Here is a 17346-nt window from a genome sequence, read left to right on the forward strand (position 1 = left end):
AAACGATAGTCAGTTATCACGCGCCAATCTCAGGCGGCGGTTTGGTTGCCCGGTGATTTTTGTTGCTTTATAGTCAAAACTCTTGCGCTACCGGACAAAACGCTTCAACAAATCCCTGAAAGGGTTTTAAATTTTGAGTGGATAGAATGAGTGAACGCCAATTATTATGGATTGCATCCCATCTCAGCCTGAACGTGTACAACAAAGTACCCGTGCTAACGAAACTTTGAAGGGAGAAAATTTATGAAGCAAACCCTTTTTTCGCTCCTGCTACTGGTGGTCTTAGGATTTCATCAAGACCCTGCCTCGCCAAAAAAGGTCGAATTGGGCAAAGAGTTCACCATCAAAATCGGGCAGAAGGTTGTCGTTAAAGACACCCAACTCAAAATTAAATTTACCGCTGTCAGCGAAGAATCACGTTGCCCTGAGGATGTGACCTGTGTGTGGAGCGGCAATGCCAAAGTCAATCTCGATGTGGTATTCAAAAAGAAATCATCGGCGGTCGCCTTGAACACCCATCTGATACCGAAAGAAAATTCATTCAAAGGCTACACCGTTAAACTCATTTCGTTGACGCCAACACCGAGATCAGGACAACCAATCAACCCGGCTGAATATGAAGCCACCTTGATTGTCACCAATAAATAAGAGATTTGCATGACGCACGATTCAAATAACTCTAGCGAATTAGCCAGACAAAGGCGCGAACAATTTATGCAGCACATCAAAGGCGGCGCGGCAATCTTTCCCGCCGCCGCAATGTGCATTCGCAATAACGATGTCGAACATGAATACCGACAGGATTCGGATTTTTATTACCTCACAGGTTTTGAAGAACCCGACGCGGTTGCCGTTCTTGTACCTGACCACTCGGAAACCCGCTTCGTGCTTTTCGTGCAACCCAAAGACCGCGCCAAAGAGGTGTGGACAGGATGGCGTGCCGGTGAAGAGGGCGCGCGTCGCGACTTCTTTGCCGACGCCGCTTTCACCATCGACAAACTTGACGAAGAATTGCCGAAACTGATTGCCAAAGCCGATACCCTCTATTATCGCTTCAATGATTCGCGCTTTGATGAGCGTGTGGTTGGCTGGCTTCGCCGCTTTCAACGCGACCGGCAGCGCAACGGCTATGGGCCAAAAGCCATTGTTGACCCGGTTGACCTGCTGCATGAGATGCGGCTCGTTAAGACCGCAGATGATTTACAAGCTTTGCGACGCGCCGTTGACATTACCAGCGAAGGTCACATCGCGGCAATGCATGCGTTAAAGCCCGGAATGTACGAATACGAAATCGAAGCCGTATTGCGTTATGTGTTTCGCAAACACGGCAGCCCTCGTCACGGTTACGCGCCGATTGTCGGCACCGGCGCAAACGCTACGGTGTTGCATTACATCACCAACAATGCGCCGATTAAAGACGGCGATTTGCTGTTGATTGACGCGGGCGCGGAATTCGATTACTTCACCGGCGATGTGACGCGCACCATGCCTGCAAACGGTCGGTTCACTCAGGCGCAGCGCGACGTCTATCAAGTCGTGCTGGACGCTCAACTCGCTGCCATCGAAGCGGTACGTCCCGGCGCGACTTTCATTGACCCGCATAATGTGACGGTTCGCGTGCTGGTCGAAGGCTTGCTGAAACTCGGATTACTGACAGGCGAGATTGACAAAATTATCGAAGAAAAACAGTACGAAAAATTTTATATGCACCGCACCAGTCACTGGCTAGGCATGGATGTTCACGACGTTGGAGCTTACAAAGTCGCCGATGAATGGCGCACCCTGGAGCCGGGAATGGTGCTCACAATTGAGCCGGGACTTTACATCGCCGCAGATTTAGAGGAGGTTGATGAGCGTTATCGCGGCATCGGCATTCGCATCGAAGACGATGTGCTGGTTACAACGGAAGGCGCAGAGGTCTTATCATCGCGGGTGCCGAAAACCATTGAAGACATTGAAGCCTTAATGAACAGGGATTGAAAAAATTTTCACTACAGAGACTTTAATGAAGAAATGAAGAAAGGGAGAGAGGGAGACGAAATTTTTCACCGCTTCTTTTGATCAATTGATCGGAGAGTTCGTTTTGGTTGTGTAAAGAAATTGAGTACCCTTCTTCTCCTCGTCTCCCCTTCTTCTGTGCTAAGGTATTTTTCTGTTACTTCATTGACTCAACACCGAGGAAAAATGACTAAAATTGAACAGGCATTGGCAAACTGGCACGAATGCGTGAAGACGCGAAATATGAATGCGCTGGGCGAATTGCTCGCCGACGAGGCGCGTTTTCATTCGCCGTTTTTGTGGAAACCGAAAGAAGGTAAAACACTCACGGCAAGTTATCTCACCGCTGCTTCGATGGTGCTCGAAGATTTTCACTATCACCGCGAGATGACCGACGGCACGAGTTGGACCTTGGAATTCAGCGCGCGGGTTGGCGAATTTTCTTTAAAAGGCGTAGACCTCATTCGCTTCAATGAAGACGGAAAAATTGTCGAGTTTGAAGTGATGATTCGCCCGTTTAAAGGACTCACGGCACTTGCCGAAGCCATGCAAAAACAACTTGCCGCGCAAGACACAAGTGAAGCGTAAACAGGAGAGCCGAGTGAAGAGCGCCGAAGAAAAACAACGCACCCGAAAAATTATCAGTTTACTCAGAAAAGCCTACCCCGATGTCAAATGCAGTTTGAATCACGCCAATGCGCTTGAACTGTTGATTGCGACGATTCTTGCGGCGCAATGTACAGACGAGCGGGTGAATATGGTTACCGCCGAGCTGTTTCGCAAATACCGCAAGGCGGAAGATTATTTGCAGGTGCCGCTTGCCGAACTCGAACAGGATATTCGCTCGACCGGATTTTATCGCAACAAAGCGAAATCCATTCAGGGCGCTTGTAAATTGCTGGTCGAAGAATTCGGCGGGCAGGTGCCGCAGGATTTCAAGGAGTTGTTGCGACTCCCCGGCGTAGCGCGCAAGACCGCAAACGTGGTGATGGGCAATGCGTTCGGGGTGGCGTCAGGTGTGGTGGTTGACACGCACGTTTCGCGCCTTACGCAGTTATTGGGACTCACGCAAAACAGCGCGCCGGAAAAGATAGAACAGGATTTGCTTGAACTGGTGCCGAAAAATGACTGGATAGATTTTTCGCACCTGTTGATTTATCACGGTCGCGCTGTGTGCATCGCCCGCCGCCCGCAATGCGATAAATGCGTTCTGGAAAAACTCTGCCCGTCGTCGTTGCTAAAACAATAATCGCCGACTCCAAATCTTTTTCATCGAAAGTTTCTTTGAGTCCGAGAAAGTCCAGAAAATAGGGGTCGCGAAAAACCATGCTGGGGGTTAAACGGTCATCTTCGCGCAACGTCTGCAACTCTTTTTCGATTAGTTTTGCAGGCTTTTTGGAAAGCGCCGCGCGCTCATAAAGCATCCCGCCGATTTTCTGTCTGAGGGTACGAACACTCCAACGTTCAATGCGACACATCTCCGCATAAAATTGGCGTTGCAACGTATCTTTGAGCGAAATGATCGTAACGAAATGGCTCCAATTCAATTGTCGTGACAGTGTAACGACAATTTCATAGTCGGAAAATATTTCAGCGAATTGAATCATGCGACGCAGGTTTTTCTCAGTAAAACCATTACCAAATTCTTCTACCAATTGTCGTGACATTGTCGCGACAATCTCTTCGCCGTAACGAGCACGTTTGCCTTTGAGAATATCCTGACGGATGCGGTGCGCGATGCTCCAATACGACATCACCAGCGTTGAATTGACCGATTGAGCGACCAACTGTTTTGCATCGGTAATCATCTCGCGCAAATCACGCAACAAGGGCGCAGACGACCGGCTGAGGTTTGCAGGTTGCTTTCTCATTTCCGTTACTCCTTCACGCAAGAATTGCCGAAAGCTTGCGTTGCAAAGGTTTTGATTTGCCGAAAGCTTAACCCACCACGCTGAACCTGTGAAGTGAAGGGTTAAATTTTGTAAGCCGGGATTGATGACGAATTGCAATCTCACCGGAACTTTGCCAGCCGCAATTTGAAAAGCCTCGCGCTCACAAGTAGTATTGCCGCAGGTTATGAATGACAAATTCTCGAATAAAATCTGGCATCTGGTGAGCCTCACCGTTGCGCCGGATGCGGAAGAACTCGCCGGTTCAATACTATTTGATATGGGGGCAACCGGAACCATCACTCTTGAAGAATCACCGGAGCGTACAAAACTCGGCGCTTACTTTGACGAGCAACGCGATTCTGACAATTTAGCCAGGCTCATCGAAGCCGAATTTGCGCGCGCCGGAATTTTAAATTCGCTTTTCGCTATTACCCTCGAAGCGATTCCCGAACAGGACTGGATGCAGAAATGGAAAGAAGGCTTTGAGCCAATCCATATCGGCAATCGTTTGCTGGTTGCGCCGTCGTGGAAAGTGCCCGAAAAGCGTGAGGCTCGCGCGGTTATTCAAATCGACCCGGGCATGGCATTCGGTACAGGCACCCACGAAACCACACGGCTTTGTCTTGAAGCCATCGAAAAATACTGGCAGGGCGGCACCATGATTGACGTTGGCACCGGCACAGGGATTCTTGCCATCGGCGCGGCGCTGCTTGTGCCGACGTCGCGCATCACCGCGATTGATATTGACCCGCTTGCCGTCGAAGTCGCCGGGGAAAACATTGCCATCAACAAGGTTGAAAAAAATATTGATGCGCGAGTCGGTGAACCCGCCGAATTTGCCGGGCAGACCTTTGATGTGGTGGTCGCCAATCTGACCGCCGAAGTCATCATTGCCTTGATGGGCGACCTTGCCGCGTGTTTGCAAGATGCGGGGGTGATGATTCTTTCAGGTATTCTCACCACTTTGCGCGAAGATGTTCAGCGAAGCGCCGCGCAATTCAATTTAAAAATTATCGAATGTCAGGAAGCCGGCGAGTGGTCAATGCTGGTGGCGCGAAGAGGTGACATCTGATGCAACGTCGCAGATTTTACGCTTCGCCCGATGCGATTAACGACCGTCGCATCACCCTTTCCGGTGACGAATCGCATCACCTGCTGCGCGTTTTGCGATTGCAGGCGGGCGATGAAGTTTTTGTTTTCGACGGGTGCGGTCAGGAATATCGCTGCCAGTTCGTGGAAGCCAAATCCAAATTGGCAGTCGTTGAAATTGGTGAAGCGTTAACCGATGTAGTTGAATCGCCGCTTGCTATCACTTTGGCGCAGGCGCTGGTGAAAGGTGAGAAGTTTGATTTGATTGTGCAGAAAGCCACCGAACTCGGGGTATCGCGCATTGTGCCGCTGGCGACCGCGCGCGCCGATATGAAATTAAATGCCGAACAGGCGAACAAACGGCAAGACCGCTGGCATCGCATTGCCCTTGAAGCGTTGAAACAATCGGGGCGGCGAACCCTGGTTGCAATCGAAAAGCCAAGCGCGATTGACAAATTTATTGCAACTCATGACAGCGAATCACAGGGCGAAATCATTTTTTTTAATGAACGTGGCGGCGCGTTACTTGACCAGACAATGAGCGAATTAATCAATAAAGACGCGGTGACGGTGATGATTGGACCCGAAGGCGGTTGGGGCGATGACGAGATTGATTGCTTCAACCAATGTGGAGCCAAAGCGGTCACCCTCGGACGACGGATACTCAGAAGCGAAACCGCCGCACTCGTCGCTGTGACCTTGTTGCAACACCGGCTTGGCGACCTGTCACGATAGAAAGGAGCAATTATGTGGAGTGAAGAACAACAACGAGAATTCAAAGAACGCATCGCGAAATTTTCTGACGAAGAACTGTTGCAAATCGTTTGCGAAGATTATGACGATTATCACGAAACCGCTTTGCAGATTGCCGAAGCCGAACTCAACCGGCGCGGTATCTATCTCGAAGATGAGGAGTCGGCGGCAACGGCTGATGAGCAGACCGCTCGCGCAGCCAGGCTGAATGGGTCTCAGGCAAAGCCGCCGGCTTGCGCAGCGTGCGGCAGCGCAATGCGCCCTGCCTATTTATTTGCGGGCAAAGAAGTGACGGTTTTGTTCACAGACAATAACGAAGAGCGTTTCGTTGATGTGCTGGCTTGTGCGCGTTGCGGACAAATTAAACTGAGTGTAGATTACGCGACCGATGTTGAAGGTTGAAAATAATCAGTAACCCGACCGCAAGGAGCGCGCGGATTCAAATGCTCTGCCTCACGTTCGGACTACTGACAAAGATTTCGCAGTTTACCGGAGAAAGAAATGCCCGATAACCAATTGCGCCAACCTAAAATTGGCGAACTCGCGCCCGATTTCACTTTGCCGGCAGTTGATGGCGATAGTGTCCATCTTGCAAATTATGCGAAGCCCGTAAGTCTGGTGTTTTTGCGCCATCTTGCTTGAGTGCTTTGAGCCGAGCATCTGGTGCAGTTGCATCAGCCCGATATACAACGAGAGTTGACGGAATTAAACGCGCAAATACTGGTAATTTCGTTTGCGCCTGTGAAAATTCTGAGCGATTGGCTGCCATATTTTCGCAAACATTTTCTGGAGCGGTTTTTTAAAGCCCAGCGCATTGAACGCCCTGCGGAATTTTTTCCGCAAATGCGTTTCTTGTCAGATGTGGAGCTTGCGGCTTATCACGCCTACGGGCTTGGCAGATTTTCCATCTGGCAAGCCTACGGGCCAAACATTATTCGCCGGTACATGAAATTTATTTTTCAAGGCAAGTTGGGGCGTTTGCCCGATGGCGATACTTTGCAAAAAGGCGGCGATTTTGTGGTCAACCGCGAGGGACGTTTAACGCTTTCGCAGGTTGGCAATGACCAGAGCGAAAGACCGCCAATCGGCGATATTCTCGCGGCGCTCAAAAAATAAAAAGCTGATGGGACAGGCGAAATCAGCCAGGGGAGACTGTCAAATTCGGTTACGCAAAAAATGGGTTATGGTGTGGGGGCATCCGATGATGAAAGCTGTTGAGTTGCTGCATCCCTGCGCCCCTTAGCTAATGAACAGGAGCGGTTCAATGAGTGAAAAATACGATCTGGCGATTATCGGCGCAGGTTCCGGCGGATTGACGGCGGCACAGGTTGGGGCGCAGGTTGGGGCACGGGTTGCCCTGATTGAAAAGCATCGCATCGGCGGCGATTGCACCTGGACGGGATGTGTGCCGAGTAAAGCCCTGCTCAAAGCCGCAAAGGTTGCGCAACAAACACGCCTGGCTTCGCGCTTTGGTCTGACGGCGGCGCTGGAGCCGGTCAATCTCAAAGCGGTGATGGCTTATGTTCGCAGTTCGATTGCCGCAATTTATCAGCACGAAGAACCCCGGACGTTGGGCGCTCAGGGCATCGATGTGGTGATGGGGCAAGCGCGGTTTGCAGACCCGCAGACGCTCGCCATTACGATGGCTGAAGGCGAAAAGCGAATCGTTGCAAAAAACATTCTCATCTGTGCAGGAGCGCGACCGCGATTGCCGCAAATCAGAGGCTTTTCCGAAGTGCCTTACCTGACCTATGAGACCATCTTCGAGATGGAAACCCTGCCGGAAAAATTTGTAGTGATGGGCGGTGGACCCGTCGGCATCGAAATGGCGCAAGCCTTTTTAAGACTGGGTTCCGATGTCACCCTTCTGCATTCCCGCCCGCGTTTGCTTCCTAAAGATGAACCGGAAGCCGCGGCGGTCTTAACCCGTTGTTTGCAAGCGGAGGGCGCCAAACTTTTTCTCGATGCCAGAGTCTTTTCTGTCGCGCAAACTTCCTGTGGGATGACGCTACGCGCCAATGTCGGCGAATTCTGTTGCGACGCTTTACTGGTTGCCACCGGTCGCGCCCCCAATATTGATACGATGGCGTTGGAGAAAGCCGGTGTGCAGTTTAGCGAAAAGGGCATTCCGGTTGATGAAAATTTACAAACCAATGTCAAGCATATTTATGCGGCGGGTGATTGTCTGGGCGGTCCGCAATTTACCCATTATGCCGCCTATCAGGCTTTTATTGCGGCGCGCAATGCGCTCTTTCCCGGTTCGTTAAAAGGGCTGGCGCAATCGGTTCCCTGGACAACCTTCACCGATCCCGAAATCGCTCACGCCGGATTGACGGAAGCTGAAGCGCGAGTCAAGTATGGCGACAACCTCGAGGCGCGGGTCGTCGAGATGGGGCGCGTTGACCGCGCCGTAACCGAAAGCGATACCTCAGGGTTTATCAAAGTCATTCATAAAAAAGATGGCACCGTGGTGGGCGCAACCGTTGTTGCCGAACGCGCCGGTGAAGTGATTCACGAATGGGCAATCGCCATCGCGCAAAACTGGAAGATCAGCGAACTCTCATCGATGATTCATGTTTATCCGACCTATTCAATTGCCAATCAGCAACTGGCTTCGGAATATTCGCTTGAACGATTTTTGCGCGGCTCGGCAGGGAAAATTTTGAAACGACTCAGTGGCTTGCGATAGGGAAGAGAAGCGTTGATACGGTGATTGGCGTTGGCTGCCGGTCTTAACTTCATGCCATTGAACCGTTGTGGTCGCGATGACAAACGGATGAACTCACTTGCCTGCGTGAATTTCGTGTATGTTCAATGGGTTGTTCAGACAATTCTTTTTAAAGCGGAAACCTGATCGAATTCTTCTTCAGGAAAATGTGCTCTGAGTGATTCAATCGTTCCATACCCCCAGGACACCGCTCCAAAAGCTACGTTTTCCTTACGCGCTGCCTCCAGGTCGGTAACTTGGTCGCCGATATAGATGGATTCGTGACAGGAAATGCCGGTCTTTCTGAGTACCTTCTGGATTCTCGCGGGTTTGCCAAAAATCGACATTCCACACTCAAATTGGTCAATTAACTTTTTATTTGCAGGACCCAGAATCCGGCTTACATTGTCATATGAGTTTGATGAAACGATTGCCAGTGTCACGCCGTTATTCGCCAGATGCGGCAACACCTCGTCAATCTGTTCAAACAGCGGGATGCTTGCCGCATTTTGCCGCATCAAAGAGATAAAGTGCTTTGCCACAAGCGGAAGTTTCCAGGCAGGCATTCCTACATATTCCATCATCTGCCTGGCAGTGTAATGCCTGAAAGTCGGCACCAAATCCGGAGCGATTCCCTTGAAATCATGCTGTTCGGCGAGTTGATTGAATACGCGAACAAAAAAGGGAAATGAGTTGGCTAAAGTTCCGTCGAAGTCGAAAATTGCCAGCCGATATTTCATATGAGAGAATTGCCGAACGCAAATCAGCCCAACAACCCGCCGATTTTATCGGCGACTCCGCCCATCCCGAATTTCCCCAGATACTCGGTGATTTGTTCGGGGTTGGATTTTATATATTCCAAAATCGTATCGACGGCTTGATTGGCTTTCTCTTCATCAAGCCCGACTTTTGCGGTCAATAAAGCCACCAGTTGTTCTTTCATTGTCATTCTCCTGAAAAAAAGTAGAGCAAGCATTTTGCGGCTTGCTCTACTTTCGGTTTAACCATTTGAGCTTGATTACTCAAAATTCGGAATCACCAGTTTCTGACCGACTTTAATCATATCGGGGTCGTTCAATTGATCACGGTTGGCTTCAAAAATCTGTTGATAGGTAAGTTTTCCGTGCGTCACCTCTTTGGCAATTCTGGAAAGCGAATCGCCGGATTCGACCGTGTAATGTCCATAGATGTCTGAACGCGCGGTAGAGAAATTCAAGGTCAAATCGCCGTCATCAAGACCCGGATCAATCTCTTTGGCTTTATCCCAGACTTTATTCACATCATATTTGGTTGGCAACGTACCGCTAACGGTTATGTGACCGTTCTCTTCGTTGGCAGCCAAGCCGGTGCCGCCCAACTGTTCCGCTAAAATGTAAATCGGTCCGTATTTATCTGTTAATGCTGACATGATGTTCATCCTCCGAATTGGAATTGATCGTTACTGTAAAGCGAAAGCTCTTGCGTGAGGGGAATAAGTTGTCACCGGAGCTTTTGCAACTGTTTGAGTATGCCGATTGACTATAGCGAAGTGGTAATGGTTTTTCAACGCAGCGCCGATTGAAAAACCATTTGTAACAAAAATGCAAGGTGGCTTCACGAAAAGGTTAAATGAGCAAACGGATTTAGCCGCGAGCACCAGCGCGGGCAGGATGGTTTCTAAAAAATTAACCCGCTAAATCACTGTGCCATCGGCAATCTCGCCGTTTTTCGGCACGATGACAATGCCTTCGCGAATAAAAAAACCGTCACCATCGTGATGTTGCCGGTTGGCTTCATTGACAATGCGCACGCCCGAACCGATACGGGCATTTTTATCGATGATAGCTTTGCGAATAAAACAGTTTTGCCCGACGCCAACTCGCGGTCGGCCTGCGGCGATATCCATCTGCATCACATCAAGCGTTTGATAGTAATCCGACCCCATCATCAACACCCCTTCAAGGTGTGAGCCGTGTTCAACGCGGGCGCGAATGCCAATAACCGAATTTTTGATGACCGACCCGTTCAAGATACAACCTTCGGTAATGATGCTGCCTTGCACCTGACAATCGAGAATTTTCGAGCCGGGCAAATAACGCGGGCGGGTGTACATCGGCGATTCCGTATCAAAAGCATTAAACGGCGGTAACGGCAAGGTCATATCGAGATTGGCGCGATAGAAGGCGCTGATGGTGCCGATGTCTTCCCAGTAACCGTCAAACAAATGCGCCTGGACATTATAACGCGACAAAGCTTCCGGGATGACCTCTTTGCCGAAATCAATCGCCGTCGGCATATCCTTCAACAGCAACTCGCCGAGCACCTTTTTCTTGAAAACATAAATGCCCATCGACGCGAGAAACGGGCGACGCGAGGCTTCTTCGGCGCTCAGTCCAAGCGTCGTGGTATCAACGCGCATGGCTTCAAGTTCCTCGCCTTTGGGTTTCTCTTTGAATTCGATGACCCGCCCGCTCTCGTCAATCTTTAACAGACCAAACCCCGAAGCGTCTTCGGCGCGCGCCGCGGTGACGGAAATCGTCAAATCGGCATTGGTCACCTGATGGCGTTCGACGAATTTGCGGTAATCCATGCGATAGAGATGATCGCCCGATAAAACCAGAACCGTATCATCGGTGTAATCTTCGAGGTGATGAAAACATTGGCGCACCGCATCGGCGGTGCCTTGAAACCAGTCGGGACTCGACGGCGTGATTTCCGCCGCGAGAATTTCGACAAAGCCATTGGTGAACCGGCTGAACCGATAGGTGCGCGCGATGTGACGATTGAGTGAAGCGGAGTTGTATTGCGTAAGAATGAAAATGCGAAGCACATCCGAATTGATGCAGTTGGAAACCGGTATATCGATTAACCGATATTTGCCGCCGAGCGGAACCGCCGGTTTGGCTCGTTGACGGGTTAGCGGAAAAAGTCTCTGACCAACGCCTCCACCCAGAATCACAGCTATCACGTTATCCATGCTTGTCTTGATCTCCTGTCAAAGAATTTATTCCTGCAAGCGTTGCGCGCGAAAGTATACCGTAGTCATTCGTCATTCGTCATTCGTTATTGCTATGCTTACACGCGAATTTACAACTGGGGACGAATGATAAATGACGAATGCGAGAATAAATATTCCTGAACCGATTCAACAGGCGATTATCAATCAGCAGCCCGTCGTGGCGCTCGAATCCACCGTCATCGCGCACGGCTTGCCTTATCCGCTCAATCTGGAAACCGCAAGCGCCTGCGAACAAATCATTCGGGAGATCGGCGCGCTTGCCGCAACCGTGGCTATCGTTGACGGACGCCCAACCATTGGACTGAGCGACGATGAATTGAAGGTGTTTGCGAAAAGTTGCGCGCCCGATGATAGCCCGATTGAAAAGGTCAGTTTAAGCAATTTCGCGGGCGTGATGCTCAGGCGCAAATGGGGCGCGACGACCGTGTCGGCTTCGCTGAAACTTGCCTGGCTTGGCAACGTCAAGGTTTTTGCAACCGGCGGCATCGGCGGCGTGCATCGCGGCGTCAGCGAGACCTTCGATATATCGGCGGACTTAACGGCGCTCGCAGAGTTTCCGGTAATCTGCGTGTGTGCGGGAGCCAAAGCGATTTTGGATTTGCCGAAAACCATCGAGCAACTGGAAACCCTCGGTGTACCGGTTGTGGGATTTCAAACCCAAGAATTTCCGGCATTTTATTCGCGTTCGAGTGGCTTGCCGGTCGATGTCAGTGTGCAATCGGCTGACGAAGTTGCGCGACTCGCGCTCGCTCACTGGCAGATGCAATCGACAAGCGGGTTACTGGTTTGTGTGCCGATTCCCCAAGCCTTTGAAATACCGGCAAACGACATCGAACGCGCGACAGGTGAGGCGTTGAAACTCGCACAGGCGCGCGCTATTCGCGGCAAAGCGGTGACGCCGTTTCTGCTTGAACAGATGAAGGAGATAACCGCCGGGCGTTCGCTGCGCGCCAATCAAGCCTTGCTTACCAACAACGCCCGCGTCGCCGCCCAGATTGCGGTGAGCCTCGCGAAAATTCAAACGGTTAAGTGAGAAGAAAAAATTAGACTGGGGTTTGGGATTGCAGCCATTCATCAAAGGCGATAAGAGCTTGAAACTCGCCTTCGTTGCGCATACGAATGAGAAAATCTGTGAGCCGTTGAGCGGTGAGCAAAGGTAAAGCAAGACTTGTGGGGGATTCGATATAACGGTCTTCCTGCAAAAGATGAATGGTTAAATTGCGTCCGTTAAGCGGATGAAAGAGTCATAATTTGCAACATCCCATCTTGATAATTGATTCGCAATCCTGATGCTTCACCGACTTGCTCAAGCAACTCTTCGTACTCTTCCCAAGCGATATTGCGCAAAATCAGTTGGCTGTCGGCAGGCAGCCGTTCAATCAGTTCAAGCCAATTCGTTGAAACACTCGTAGTCATAGGTTCCCTTGACGTTGTGGACTCAATTCTAATGCAAGGTGAAACCGTATTCCGCAGAACGCACCCCGTCGGTATTGAGCACAGTGATTTTTGCTGTTGTGCCGCGTGGCAAGAGCCTCTGCCAATCATCGCTTGAATAGAGATGTTTGCTGGCTTTCTTCGCCTTTTTGTGATTGCGCGTGTCTTTCACTCTGACGCCGTTGATTTCAATATCTGCGCCAATTAAAAAACCGCTGCCTGTAACAATCAAGCGATTGCTGCTCGCGTCAAATTCCACGCCGTTAATATGCGGCGACGACAGCGCCAGGTTATCCGAATCAAAGGTAAACAGGACAAACGCGATAGCCATTTCATCGGTCGTCTGTTCGCCCCAGCGCACCGCTTTAGGCGGCGAATTGGGATTGAAAGGATTGTTCGCCGAATTATCAAAAATCGCATTCAAGGTGAGCAGCGTCCCGCCTTTCAATGCGACAGGCTCTTTGTAGTAATACGCCCCCTGCCAGTTGAAATTCCAATCATCGATGTTAATCAAACACTCAGTCCCGCCGATTGACCGCGCTTCGACTTTCATTTTTTTACCGAGCAAATGCATATGCGGAAAAATGCCGATGGCATGCGCGTCAAAACCCAGTGGAATAGGCAATGCGGCATTAACCGGATAGTTCGCATTATCGGCAGGGATGGTGAAATTGGTGTTAAGAATCGGCGCCCAATTTAACCCCTTGGTTACTGGCTTTCGGGAAAAATAGATGCCGATTTGCGTGCGGTCTTTTTCCGTGAGACCTCGCGGATGATAATGCACCTGCGCGACGATGCGCGAACCGGCTTTCACTTTATAAGCCACGCCATCAGGAACCAGGCGGGCGCGTTCGCCGGGCGCCCAACCGCCAAGCGTGCCGAATAAATCAAAGCCTGGCCCACCAAACGACGTATAGCCGGGACCCGGGTCTTTGGCATCGAGGTCAACCGATGCGCCGGTTTCGTCTATGTACAAAATGACGTGATGGACAACGTTGCGATTGCCCGGTTTGATGTCAACCGCTTGAACGAAGCGGTCGCCTTTCAAATTCGTCGGCATGGTAAAGCAGCGATAAATATCCCGCCCCGGCTCGACGGTGTAATCTTCATCGGGCGTGAGAATCATATCGGGTTCGCCAAGCGCCCAGTTGCTGCTGAAATCGAGCGGCGCAGGCAGCATCGCGGTATCGCCTTCGGGGGAGCCGTTTTCGACCCATTGCGAAATTGTTGAAATCTCTTCATCCGTCAACACCCGCGCATCTTGAAATTCGCCGCAACCGGCAGTCGCTTTCCAGGGTGGCATCGAACGCATCACCACGCGCTCTTGAATCGAACGCGCCCAGGGACGCGCTTCGCGATAGCTCATCAATGAAAACGGCGCGATGTCGCCCGGATGATGACAGACCTGACAATTACGCTGAAAGATGCGCACCACTTCATTGCTGAAGGTCGGCGCGGCGCTTTGCGTTTTGCGTGTGTGGTTGTGCCCCGCGCCTATCGCAAGCAAGGCGACAGTAAGGAACATCAGAGCCAAGAGTTTTTTCATAAATTAGACTCCCGAAGTTTTTCGGTTTAACTGAAACGACAATCGATTGTCTGCACATCGTGAAGGAGCAATAAAGACAGCGGGGATTTTAATGGCTTTCAAAATTCGATTCAAGATGACAATCCGGAGCTGAAGGTTTCCCTGAATGCATTGATAGCAAGGTTTGCAAATGATGAATGTCGAATGAAACGGTTGAAGTGAGCTTTCCGAGTCGTGTAACATCAACCTTGCGCTCATTCTCCCAATTGAAAATCTTCCGGTGAGAAATCATGAACAAACGATTCATCCTTATCTTTTTCACGCTCGCTTTAATCGTGATGGCGGGCGCATTGCCTTATCGTCAAATTATCGTTCCCGTTGTTGAAGCCCAGATTCCGGGCGCGGGCGCGCAACGCGCGCCGTCCATCAATATCGACCGAACAGACAGATTGTTATTGATGATGTCGACGGCTACGAAACCTCCAAGCGCCGGAACCCCGGGCAGCCAAATCTTTTTCACGCAATCAACCAATGGCGGGTTGAACTGGGATAATTTCCCGGTCACGCGCAACCTGTCAAATTCCAACGGCGAAGCGTTCGGTCCATCGGTTGCCGTCAATCGCGTCGGCAAAGTGCATATCTATATCACCTATCACGATAATCGAAATGGTACGACGCAGGTTTATTTGCTGCGTTCACTCAAGAACGCAAAATTTAAAAAAGCCCGAAATATTACGCCCAATGATGGCGGGGCATTTGCGCCGCGCATTGCGCTCGACTCGGCAGAAAGCCTCAACATCGTCTGGTACGATTTGCCTGCGGCTCATCGCCGCGTGGTGTTTACGCGCTCGACCGATTTAGGCGATACCTTCACGGAATTGGTCGATGTGTCGCGTTCTGCCGGTAATGCCTTTGACCCGGAAATTGCCGTTGACCCGAATGACAATATTCATGTGATTTGGCAGGATGAGGGGTCGGGCATCAGCGCCATTATGTATGCGCGCTCAACCGATGGCGGCAACACGTTTTCAGAACCGAAAAAAATCTCCGGCGCAGGAGCCGCTGCCGAGCCACAAATCAAAACTTCATCTTCAGGGCAAATCAATGTCGTCTGGAATGAAGTGGTCGAAGACGGTTCTTCGCAAGCATTCTTTTCGCGCTCAACCGATGGCGGTGATAGCTTCGTGACACCGCTTAACCTGAGCAACAATCCCGGCGCGGATATTCATAAAACCGTAGTGACGGCATTTGAGAATGTCGTTTATGTCGCTTACAACAACGATGAAGACCGCAGTCGTCAAGCCTATGTGTTGAAATCTTCGGATAACGGGCAAAGCTTTGGCGACCCGGTGCAGATTTCCAACGCCACACGCAATCGCGGACGCGCGCACAGCGTTTCAATGGCGGTCGATAGCACAGGCACTTTGCACGTTACCTGGATTGACAGTTCGATTCTCGGCAATGATGAAGGCTTGCTGTTTTACAGCCGCACCTCGAATGGGCGCAATTACACCGTGCCTCAACAAATTCTGGCGATTGTTATCGGATGAACTGAATGAAAATATTTTTGAGCCGTCTGGCGCTGTTGCTTTTCCTCAACCTGCTGGCGTTTGGTGTTTCTGCAACCGCGCAAACACCGACAAGCGTTTATACAAGTCTCGAAGAAAAATCCTGCAAGACGATTCGCCTTGACCGCGAAAGCGAAAGCAGTGTGCAAAGTTGTCCGGGGATTGCCGGGTATAAACTCTTAGTCGAAGAGGGCGATTTACGCTCATCCGTCACCGTAATTGCGCCCGACGGCAAAAAACATGAACTGGATTACTGGACAGTGGTAACTTCGGCATTCAGTTCGCTCGGAGCCAAAGCCGAATGGCGAGCGGTGAAAAAAGCGGGCAAAGCGGTTCCCATCGCTTTAATCGTTCGCGTCAATGCCAGCGAAGACCCCGATAATCCCAATAAAATCACTTCATATTTAGCCGTAGCGAAAATCACTCGCGATAAAATTTGCGTCACCGACAAAATCAAACCCGGCGCGACACAAAATGCCGAAGCGCGTCGCGCCGCTGATTCTTCTGCAACCCGCAAATGTCTTGAACCCTGAAAGAAGAAGGGGAGAAAGGGAGAAGGGGAGAAAGGGAGAAGGGGAGAAGAGGTGAAGAGGTGAAAGGGAGATTTTTCTTGCAGTCCGAATTTTTCTAAATCTCGAAATAATGCGTCCGATGCAGAGAGTTAAATAAGCGCCAAACAAATTTTATCACCCTTTCTCCCCTTCTCCCTTTCTCCCTTTCTTTCTCTCACTCTCCCTTTCTTCTAACTCCATCCTTCCCGTTCACGTAAATTGGTAATGTGCGTGGTGTGGTGTTTACCATGCCAGGCGTACAAGCCGATATTTTTTGCAAGGGGCACGGTGCCGAGTTCCGGGTGGCGAAATTCGCGTTGTAAATCTTCACTGGTGAGAGCGCGAAGCAGCGTGACCCAACGCTCGTGCAACGGTTCAAGCAGAGCGAGCGATACTTCTACAGGTAAAGTTTTCGCGTCGATGAGTTCAGCCCACGCGCCTTCATCGTAAGGCTTGATGGTCGGTACCTCTTCGGTGAGCGCCAGGCGAAAGCGAATATAACTGTTCACGTGACTGTCAACCACATGATGCACAACCTGTCGCACTGTCCAACCGCCTTCGCGATAGGGCGTATCGAGTTGCGCGTCGGTGAGTCCGGCGATTGCCGCGCGTAATTTCGCGGGCGTTTCGGCTATCGCTTCAATCGCTGCTTTAATCTGCTCGTCGTTCAGTTCTTCTTGAAAATTGAATTTGCCAATCGGATAACGCAGGTCTTCCATTTTTTCTCCTTCATCTATTGGGGATTAGAAAAACCACAGAGACACCGAGACACAAAGAAGAAGAAAGGGAGAAGGGGAGAAGGGGAGAAGGGAAACATTTGGATGTTTCACC

The 17346-nt window shown here is 50.6% G+C and carries 20 protein-coding genes and 1 pseudogene; 13 read left to right on the forward strand and 8 right to left on the reverse strand.

Translation table 11 applies throughout. The annotated features are described in order from the left end of the window. Window positions 1-243 precede the first annotated feature (243 nt). The 4 genes from AB1757_25095 to nth all read left to right on the forward strand — a co-directional run bounded on the left by AB1757_25095 (window position 244) and on the right by nth (window position 3247). A complete protein-coding gene (locus tag AB1757_25095) occupies window positions 244-648 on the forward strand; it encodes a hypothetical protein (protein MEW6130337.1) in 405 nt (134 codons plus the stop codon). 9 nt (window positions 649-657) lie between these two features. Next, the gene (locus AB1757_25100; GenBank protein MEW6130338.1) at window positions 658-1980 is read left to right on the forward strand and encodes an aminopeptidase P N-terminal domain-containing protein; all 1323 of its coding nucleotides are present in this window, start codon (window positions 658-660) and stop codon (window positions 1978-1980) included. A 204-nt stretch (window positions 1981-2184) separates the two neighbouring features. After that, the gene (locus tag AB1757_25105; protein MEW6130339.1) at window positions 2185-2586 is read left to right on the forward strand and encodes a nuclear transport factor 2 family protein; all 402 of its coding nucleotides are present in this window, start codon (window positions 2185-2187) and stop codon (window positions 2584-2586) included. A 13-nt stretch (window positions 2587-2599) separates the two neighbouring features. Then, window positions 2600-3247 carry an endonuclease III gene (nth, locus tag AB1757_25110; protein MEW6130340.1) on the forward strand — a complete coding sequence of 216 codons (648 nt, stop codon included), beginning with the start codon at window positions 2600-2602 and terminating at the stop codon, window positions 3245-3247. Between the two features lie 172 nt (window positions 3248-3419). On the opposite strand, the pseudogene AB1757_25115 reads toward nth, so the two are convergent. After that, window positions 3420-4187, reverse strand: a pseudogene (locus AB1757_25115) (DUF1016 N-terminal domain-containing protein). Here AB1757_25115 and prmA point away from each other — a divergent pair. The 6 genes from prmA to AB1757_25145 all read left to right on the forward strand — a co-directional run bounded on the left by prmA (window position 4075) and on the right by AB1757_25145 (window position 8421). Continuing rightward, the gene (gene prmA / locus AB1757_25120) at window positions 4075-4962 is read left to right on the forward strand and encodes a 50S ribosomal protein L11 methyltransferase (protein MEW6130341.1); all 888 of its coding nucleotides are present in this window, start codon (window positions 4075-4077) and stop codon (window positions 4960-4962) included. The pseudogene AB1757_25115 and the gene prmA sit on opposite strands and share 113 nt — an antisense overlap. After that, complete coding sequence (locus tag AB1757_25125; protein ID MEW6130342.1) at window positions 4962-5714, forward strand: 16S rRNA (uracil(1498)-N(3))-methyltransferase; 753 nt, start codon at window positions 4962-4964, stop codon at window positions 5712-5714. Before prmA ends, AB1757_25125 begins: the two co-directional genes overlap by 1 nt. A 12-nt stretch (window positions 5715-5726) precedes the next feature. Beyond that, the gene (locus tag AB1757_25130; protein MEW6130343.1) at window positions 5727-6134 is read left to right on the forward strand and encodes a hypothetical protein; all 408 of its coding nucleotides are present in this window, start codon (window positions 5727-5729) and stop codon (window positions 6132-6134) included. A 99-nt stretch (window positions 6135-6233) separates the two neighbouring features. Then, the gene (locus AB1757_25135) at window positions 6234-6374 is read left to right on the forward strand and encodes a hypothetical protein (GenBank protein ID MEW6130344.1); all 141 of its coding nucleotides are present in this window, start codon (window positions 6234-6236) and stop codon (window positions 6372-6374) included. A 21-nt stretch (window positions 6375-6395) separates the two neighbouring features. Further along, the gene (locus AB1757_25140; protein MEW6130345.1) at window positions 6396-6848 is read left to right on the forward strand and encodes a hypothetical protein; all 453 of its coding nucleotides are present in this window, start codon (window positions 6396-6398) and stop codon (window positions 6846-6848) included. A 148-nt stretch (window positions 6849-6996) separates the two neighbouring features. Continuing rightward, entirely contained in the window at window positions 6997-8421 is a 1425-nt protein-coding gene (locus AB1757_25145) for an FAD-dependent oxidoreductase (protein MEW6130346.1), read from the forward strand. Between the two features lie 134 nt (window positions 8422-8555). Here the strand turns inward: AB1757_25145 and AB1757_25150 are convergent, their stop codons facing one another. The 4 genes from AB1757_25150 to AB1757_25165 all read right to left on the reverse strand — a co-directional run bounded on the left by AB1757_25150 (window position 8556) and on the right by AB1757_25165 (window position 11395). Further along, on the reverse strand, window positions 8556-9179 hold the full coding sequence (locus AB1757_25150) for an HAD hydrolase-like protein (protein MEW6130347.1): 624 nt from the start codon (window positions 9177-9179) through the stop codon (window positions 8556-8558). A gap of 23 nt (window positions 9180-9202) precedes the next feature. After that, window positions 9203-9382 (reverse strand): hypothetical protein, encoded by a 180-nt coding sequence (locus AB1757_25155; protein MEW6130348.1) that lies wholly within the window; start codon window positions 9380-9382, stop codon window positions 9203-9205. 75 nt (window positions 9383-9457) lie between these two features. After that, complete coding sequence (locus AB1757_25160) at window positions 9458-9847, reverse strand: LysM peptidoglycan-binding domain-containing protein (GenBank protein MEW6130349.1); 390 nt, start codon at window positions 9845-9847, stop codon at window positions 9458-9460. 264 nt (window positions 9848-10111) lie between these two features. After that, window positions 10112-11395, reverse strand: coding sequence for a glucose-1-phosphate adenylyltransferase (locus AB1757_25165; GenBank protein ID MEW6130350.1), 1284 nt, complete (start codon window positions 11393-11395; stop codon window positions 10112-10114). Window positions 11396-11528: 133 nt separating this feature from the next. Between AB1757_25165 and AB1757_25170 the strand changes: the two genes are divergently transcribed. Next, window positions 11529-12470 (forward strand): pseudouridine-5'-phosphate glycosidase, encoded by a 942-nt coding sequence (locus AB1757_25170; GenBank protein ID MEW6130351.1) that lies wholly within the window; start codon window positions 11529-11531, stop codon window positions 12468-12470. Window positions 12471-12664: 194 nt separating this feature from the next. Here AB1757_25170 and AB1757_25175 read toward each other — a convergent pair whose 3' ends face one another. Together AB1757_25175 and AB1757_25180 are read right to left on the reverse strand one after the other, a co-directional pair. Then, entirely contained in the window at window positions 12665-12853 is a 189-nt protein-coding gene (locus AB1757_25175) for a hypothetical protein (protein ID MEW6130352.1), read from the reverse strand. Window positions 12854-12881: 28 nt separating this feature from the next. Beyond that, entirely contained in the window at window positions 12882-14417 is a 1536-nt protein-coding gene (locus AB1757_25180; protein MEW6130353.1) for an ascorbate-dependent monooxygenase, read from the reverse strand. A gap of 269 nt (window positions 14418-14686) precedes the next feature. Between AB1757_25180 and AB1757_25185 the strand changes: the two genes are divergently transcribed. Next, window positions 14687-15946, forward strand: a complete 1260-nt coding sequence (locus tag AB1757_25185) for a sialidase family protein (protein MEW6130354.1) — start codon at window positions 14687-14689, stop codon at window positions 15944-15946. A 5-nt stretch (window positions 15947-15951) separates the two neighbouring features. Continuing rightward, a complete protein-coding gene (locus AB1757_25190; GenBank protein ID MEW6130355.1) occupies window positions 15952-16497 on the forward strand; it encodes a hypothetical protein in 546 nt (181 codons plus the stop codon). Between the two features lie 209 nt (window positions 16498-16706). On the opposite strand, the gene AB1757_25195 is transcribed toward AB1757_25190, so the two are convergent. Beyond that, entirely contained in the window at window positions 16707-17234 is a 528-nt protein-coding gene (locus tag AB1757_25195) for a YfiT family bacillithiol transferase (protein ID MEW6130356.1), read from the reverse strand. Between the last annotated feature and the right edge of the window lie 112 nt (window positions 17235-17346).

The sequence above is a fragment of the Acidobacteriota bacterium genome (assembly GCA_040754075.1).
Classification (GTDB): Bacteria; Acidobacteriota; Blastocatellia; order UBA7656; family UBA7656; genus JBFMDH01.

Bases quoted from the DNA above. Each gene is read 5' to 3' on its own strand.
- AB1757_25095 (MEW6130337.1), top strand. From the start codon at position 244: ATGAAGCAAACCCTTTTTTCGCTCCTGCTACTGGTGGTCTTAGGATTT.
- AB1757_25100 (MEW6130338.1), top strand. From the start codon at position 658: ATGACGCACGATTCAAATAACTCTAGCGAATTAGCCAGACAAAGGCGC.
- AB1757_25105 (MEW6130339.1), top strand. From the start codon at position 2,185: ATGACTAAAATTGAACAGGCATTGGCAAACTGGCACGAATGCGTGAAG.
- prmA (MEW6130341.1), top strand. From the start codon at position 4,075: ATGAATGACAAATTCTCGAATAAAATCTGGCATCTGGTGAGCCTCACC.
- AB1757_25125 (MEW6130342.1), top strand. From the start codon at position 4,962: ATGCAACGTCGCAGATTTTACGCTTCGCCCGATGCGATTAACGACCGT.
- AB1757_25130 (MEW6130343.1), top strand. From the start codon at position 5,727: ATGTGGAGTGAAGAACAACAACGAGAATTCAAAGAACGCATCGCGAAA.
- AB1757_25135 (MEW6130344.1), top strand. From the start codon at position 6,234: ATGCCCGATAACCAATTGCGCCAACCTAAAATTGGCGAACTCGCGCCC.
- AB1757_25145 (MEW6130346.1), top strand. From the start codon at position 6,997: ATGAGTGAAAAATACGATCTGGCGATTATCGGCGCAGGTTCCGGCGGA.
- AB1757_25150 (MEW6130347.1), bottom strand. From the start codon at position 9,179: ATGAAATATCGGCTGGCAATTTTCGACTTCGACGGAACTTTAGCCAAC.
- AB1757_25155 (MEW6130348.1), bottom strand. From the start codon at position 9,382: ATGAAAGAACAACTGGTGGCTTTATTGACCGCAAAAGTCGGGCTTGAT.
- AB1757_25160 (MEW6130349.1), bottom strand. From the start codon at position 9,847: ATGTCAGCATTAACAGATAAATACGGACCGATTTACATTTTAGCGGAA.
- AB1757_25165 (MEW6130350.1), bottom strand. From the start codon at position 11,395: ATGGATAACGTGATAGCTGTGATTCTGGGTGGAGGCGTTGGTCAGAGA.
- AB1757_25170 (MEW6130351.1), top strand. From the start codon at position 11,529: ATGACGAATGCGAGAATAAATATTCCTGAACCGATTCAACAGGCGATT.
- AB1757_25175 (MEW6130352.1), bottom strand. From the start codon at position 12,853: ATGACTACGAGTGTTTCAACGAATTGGCTTGAACTGATTGAACGGCTG.
- AB1757_25180 (MEW6130353.1), bottom strand. From the start codon at position 14,417: ATGAAAAAACTCTTGGCTCTGATGTTCCTTACTGTCGCCTTGCTTGCG.
- AB1757_25185 (MEW6130354.1), top strand. From the start codon at position 14,687: ATGAACAAACGATTCATCCTTATCTTTTTCACGCTCGCTTTAATCGTG.
- AB1757_25190 (MEW6130355.1), top strand. From the start codon at position 15,952: ATGAAAATATTTTTGAGCCGTCTGGCGCTGTTGCTTTTCCTCAACCTG.
- AB1757_25195 (MEW6130356.1), bottom strand. From the start codon at position 17,234: ATGGAAGACCTGCGTTATCCGATTGGCAAATTCAATTTTCAAGAAGAA.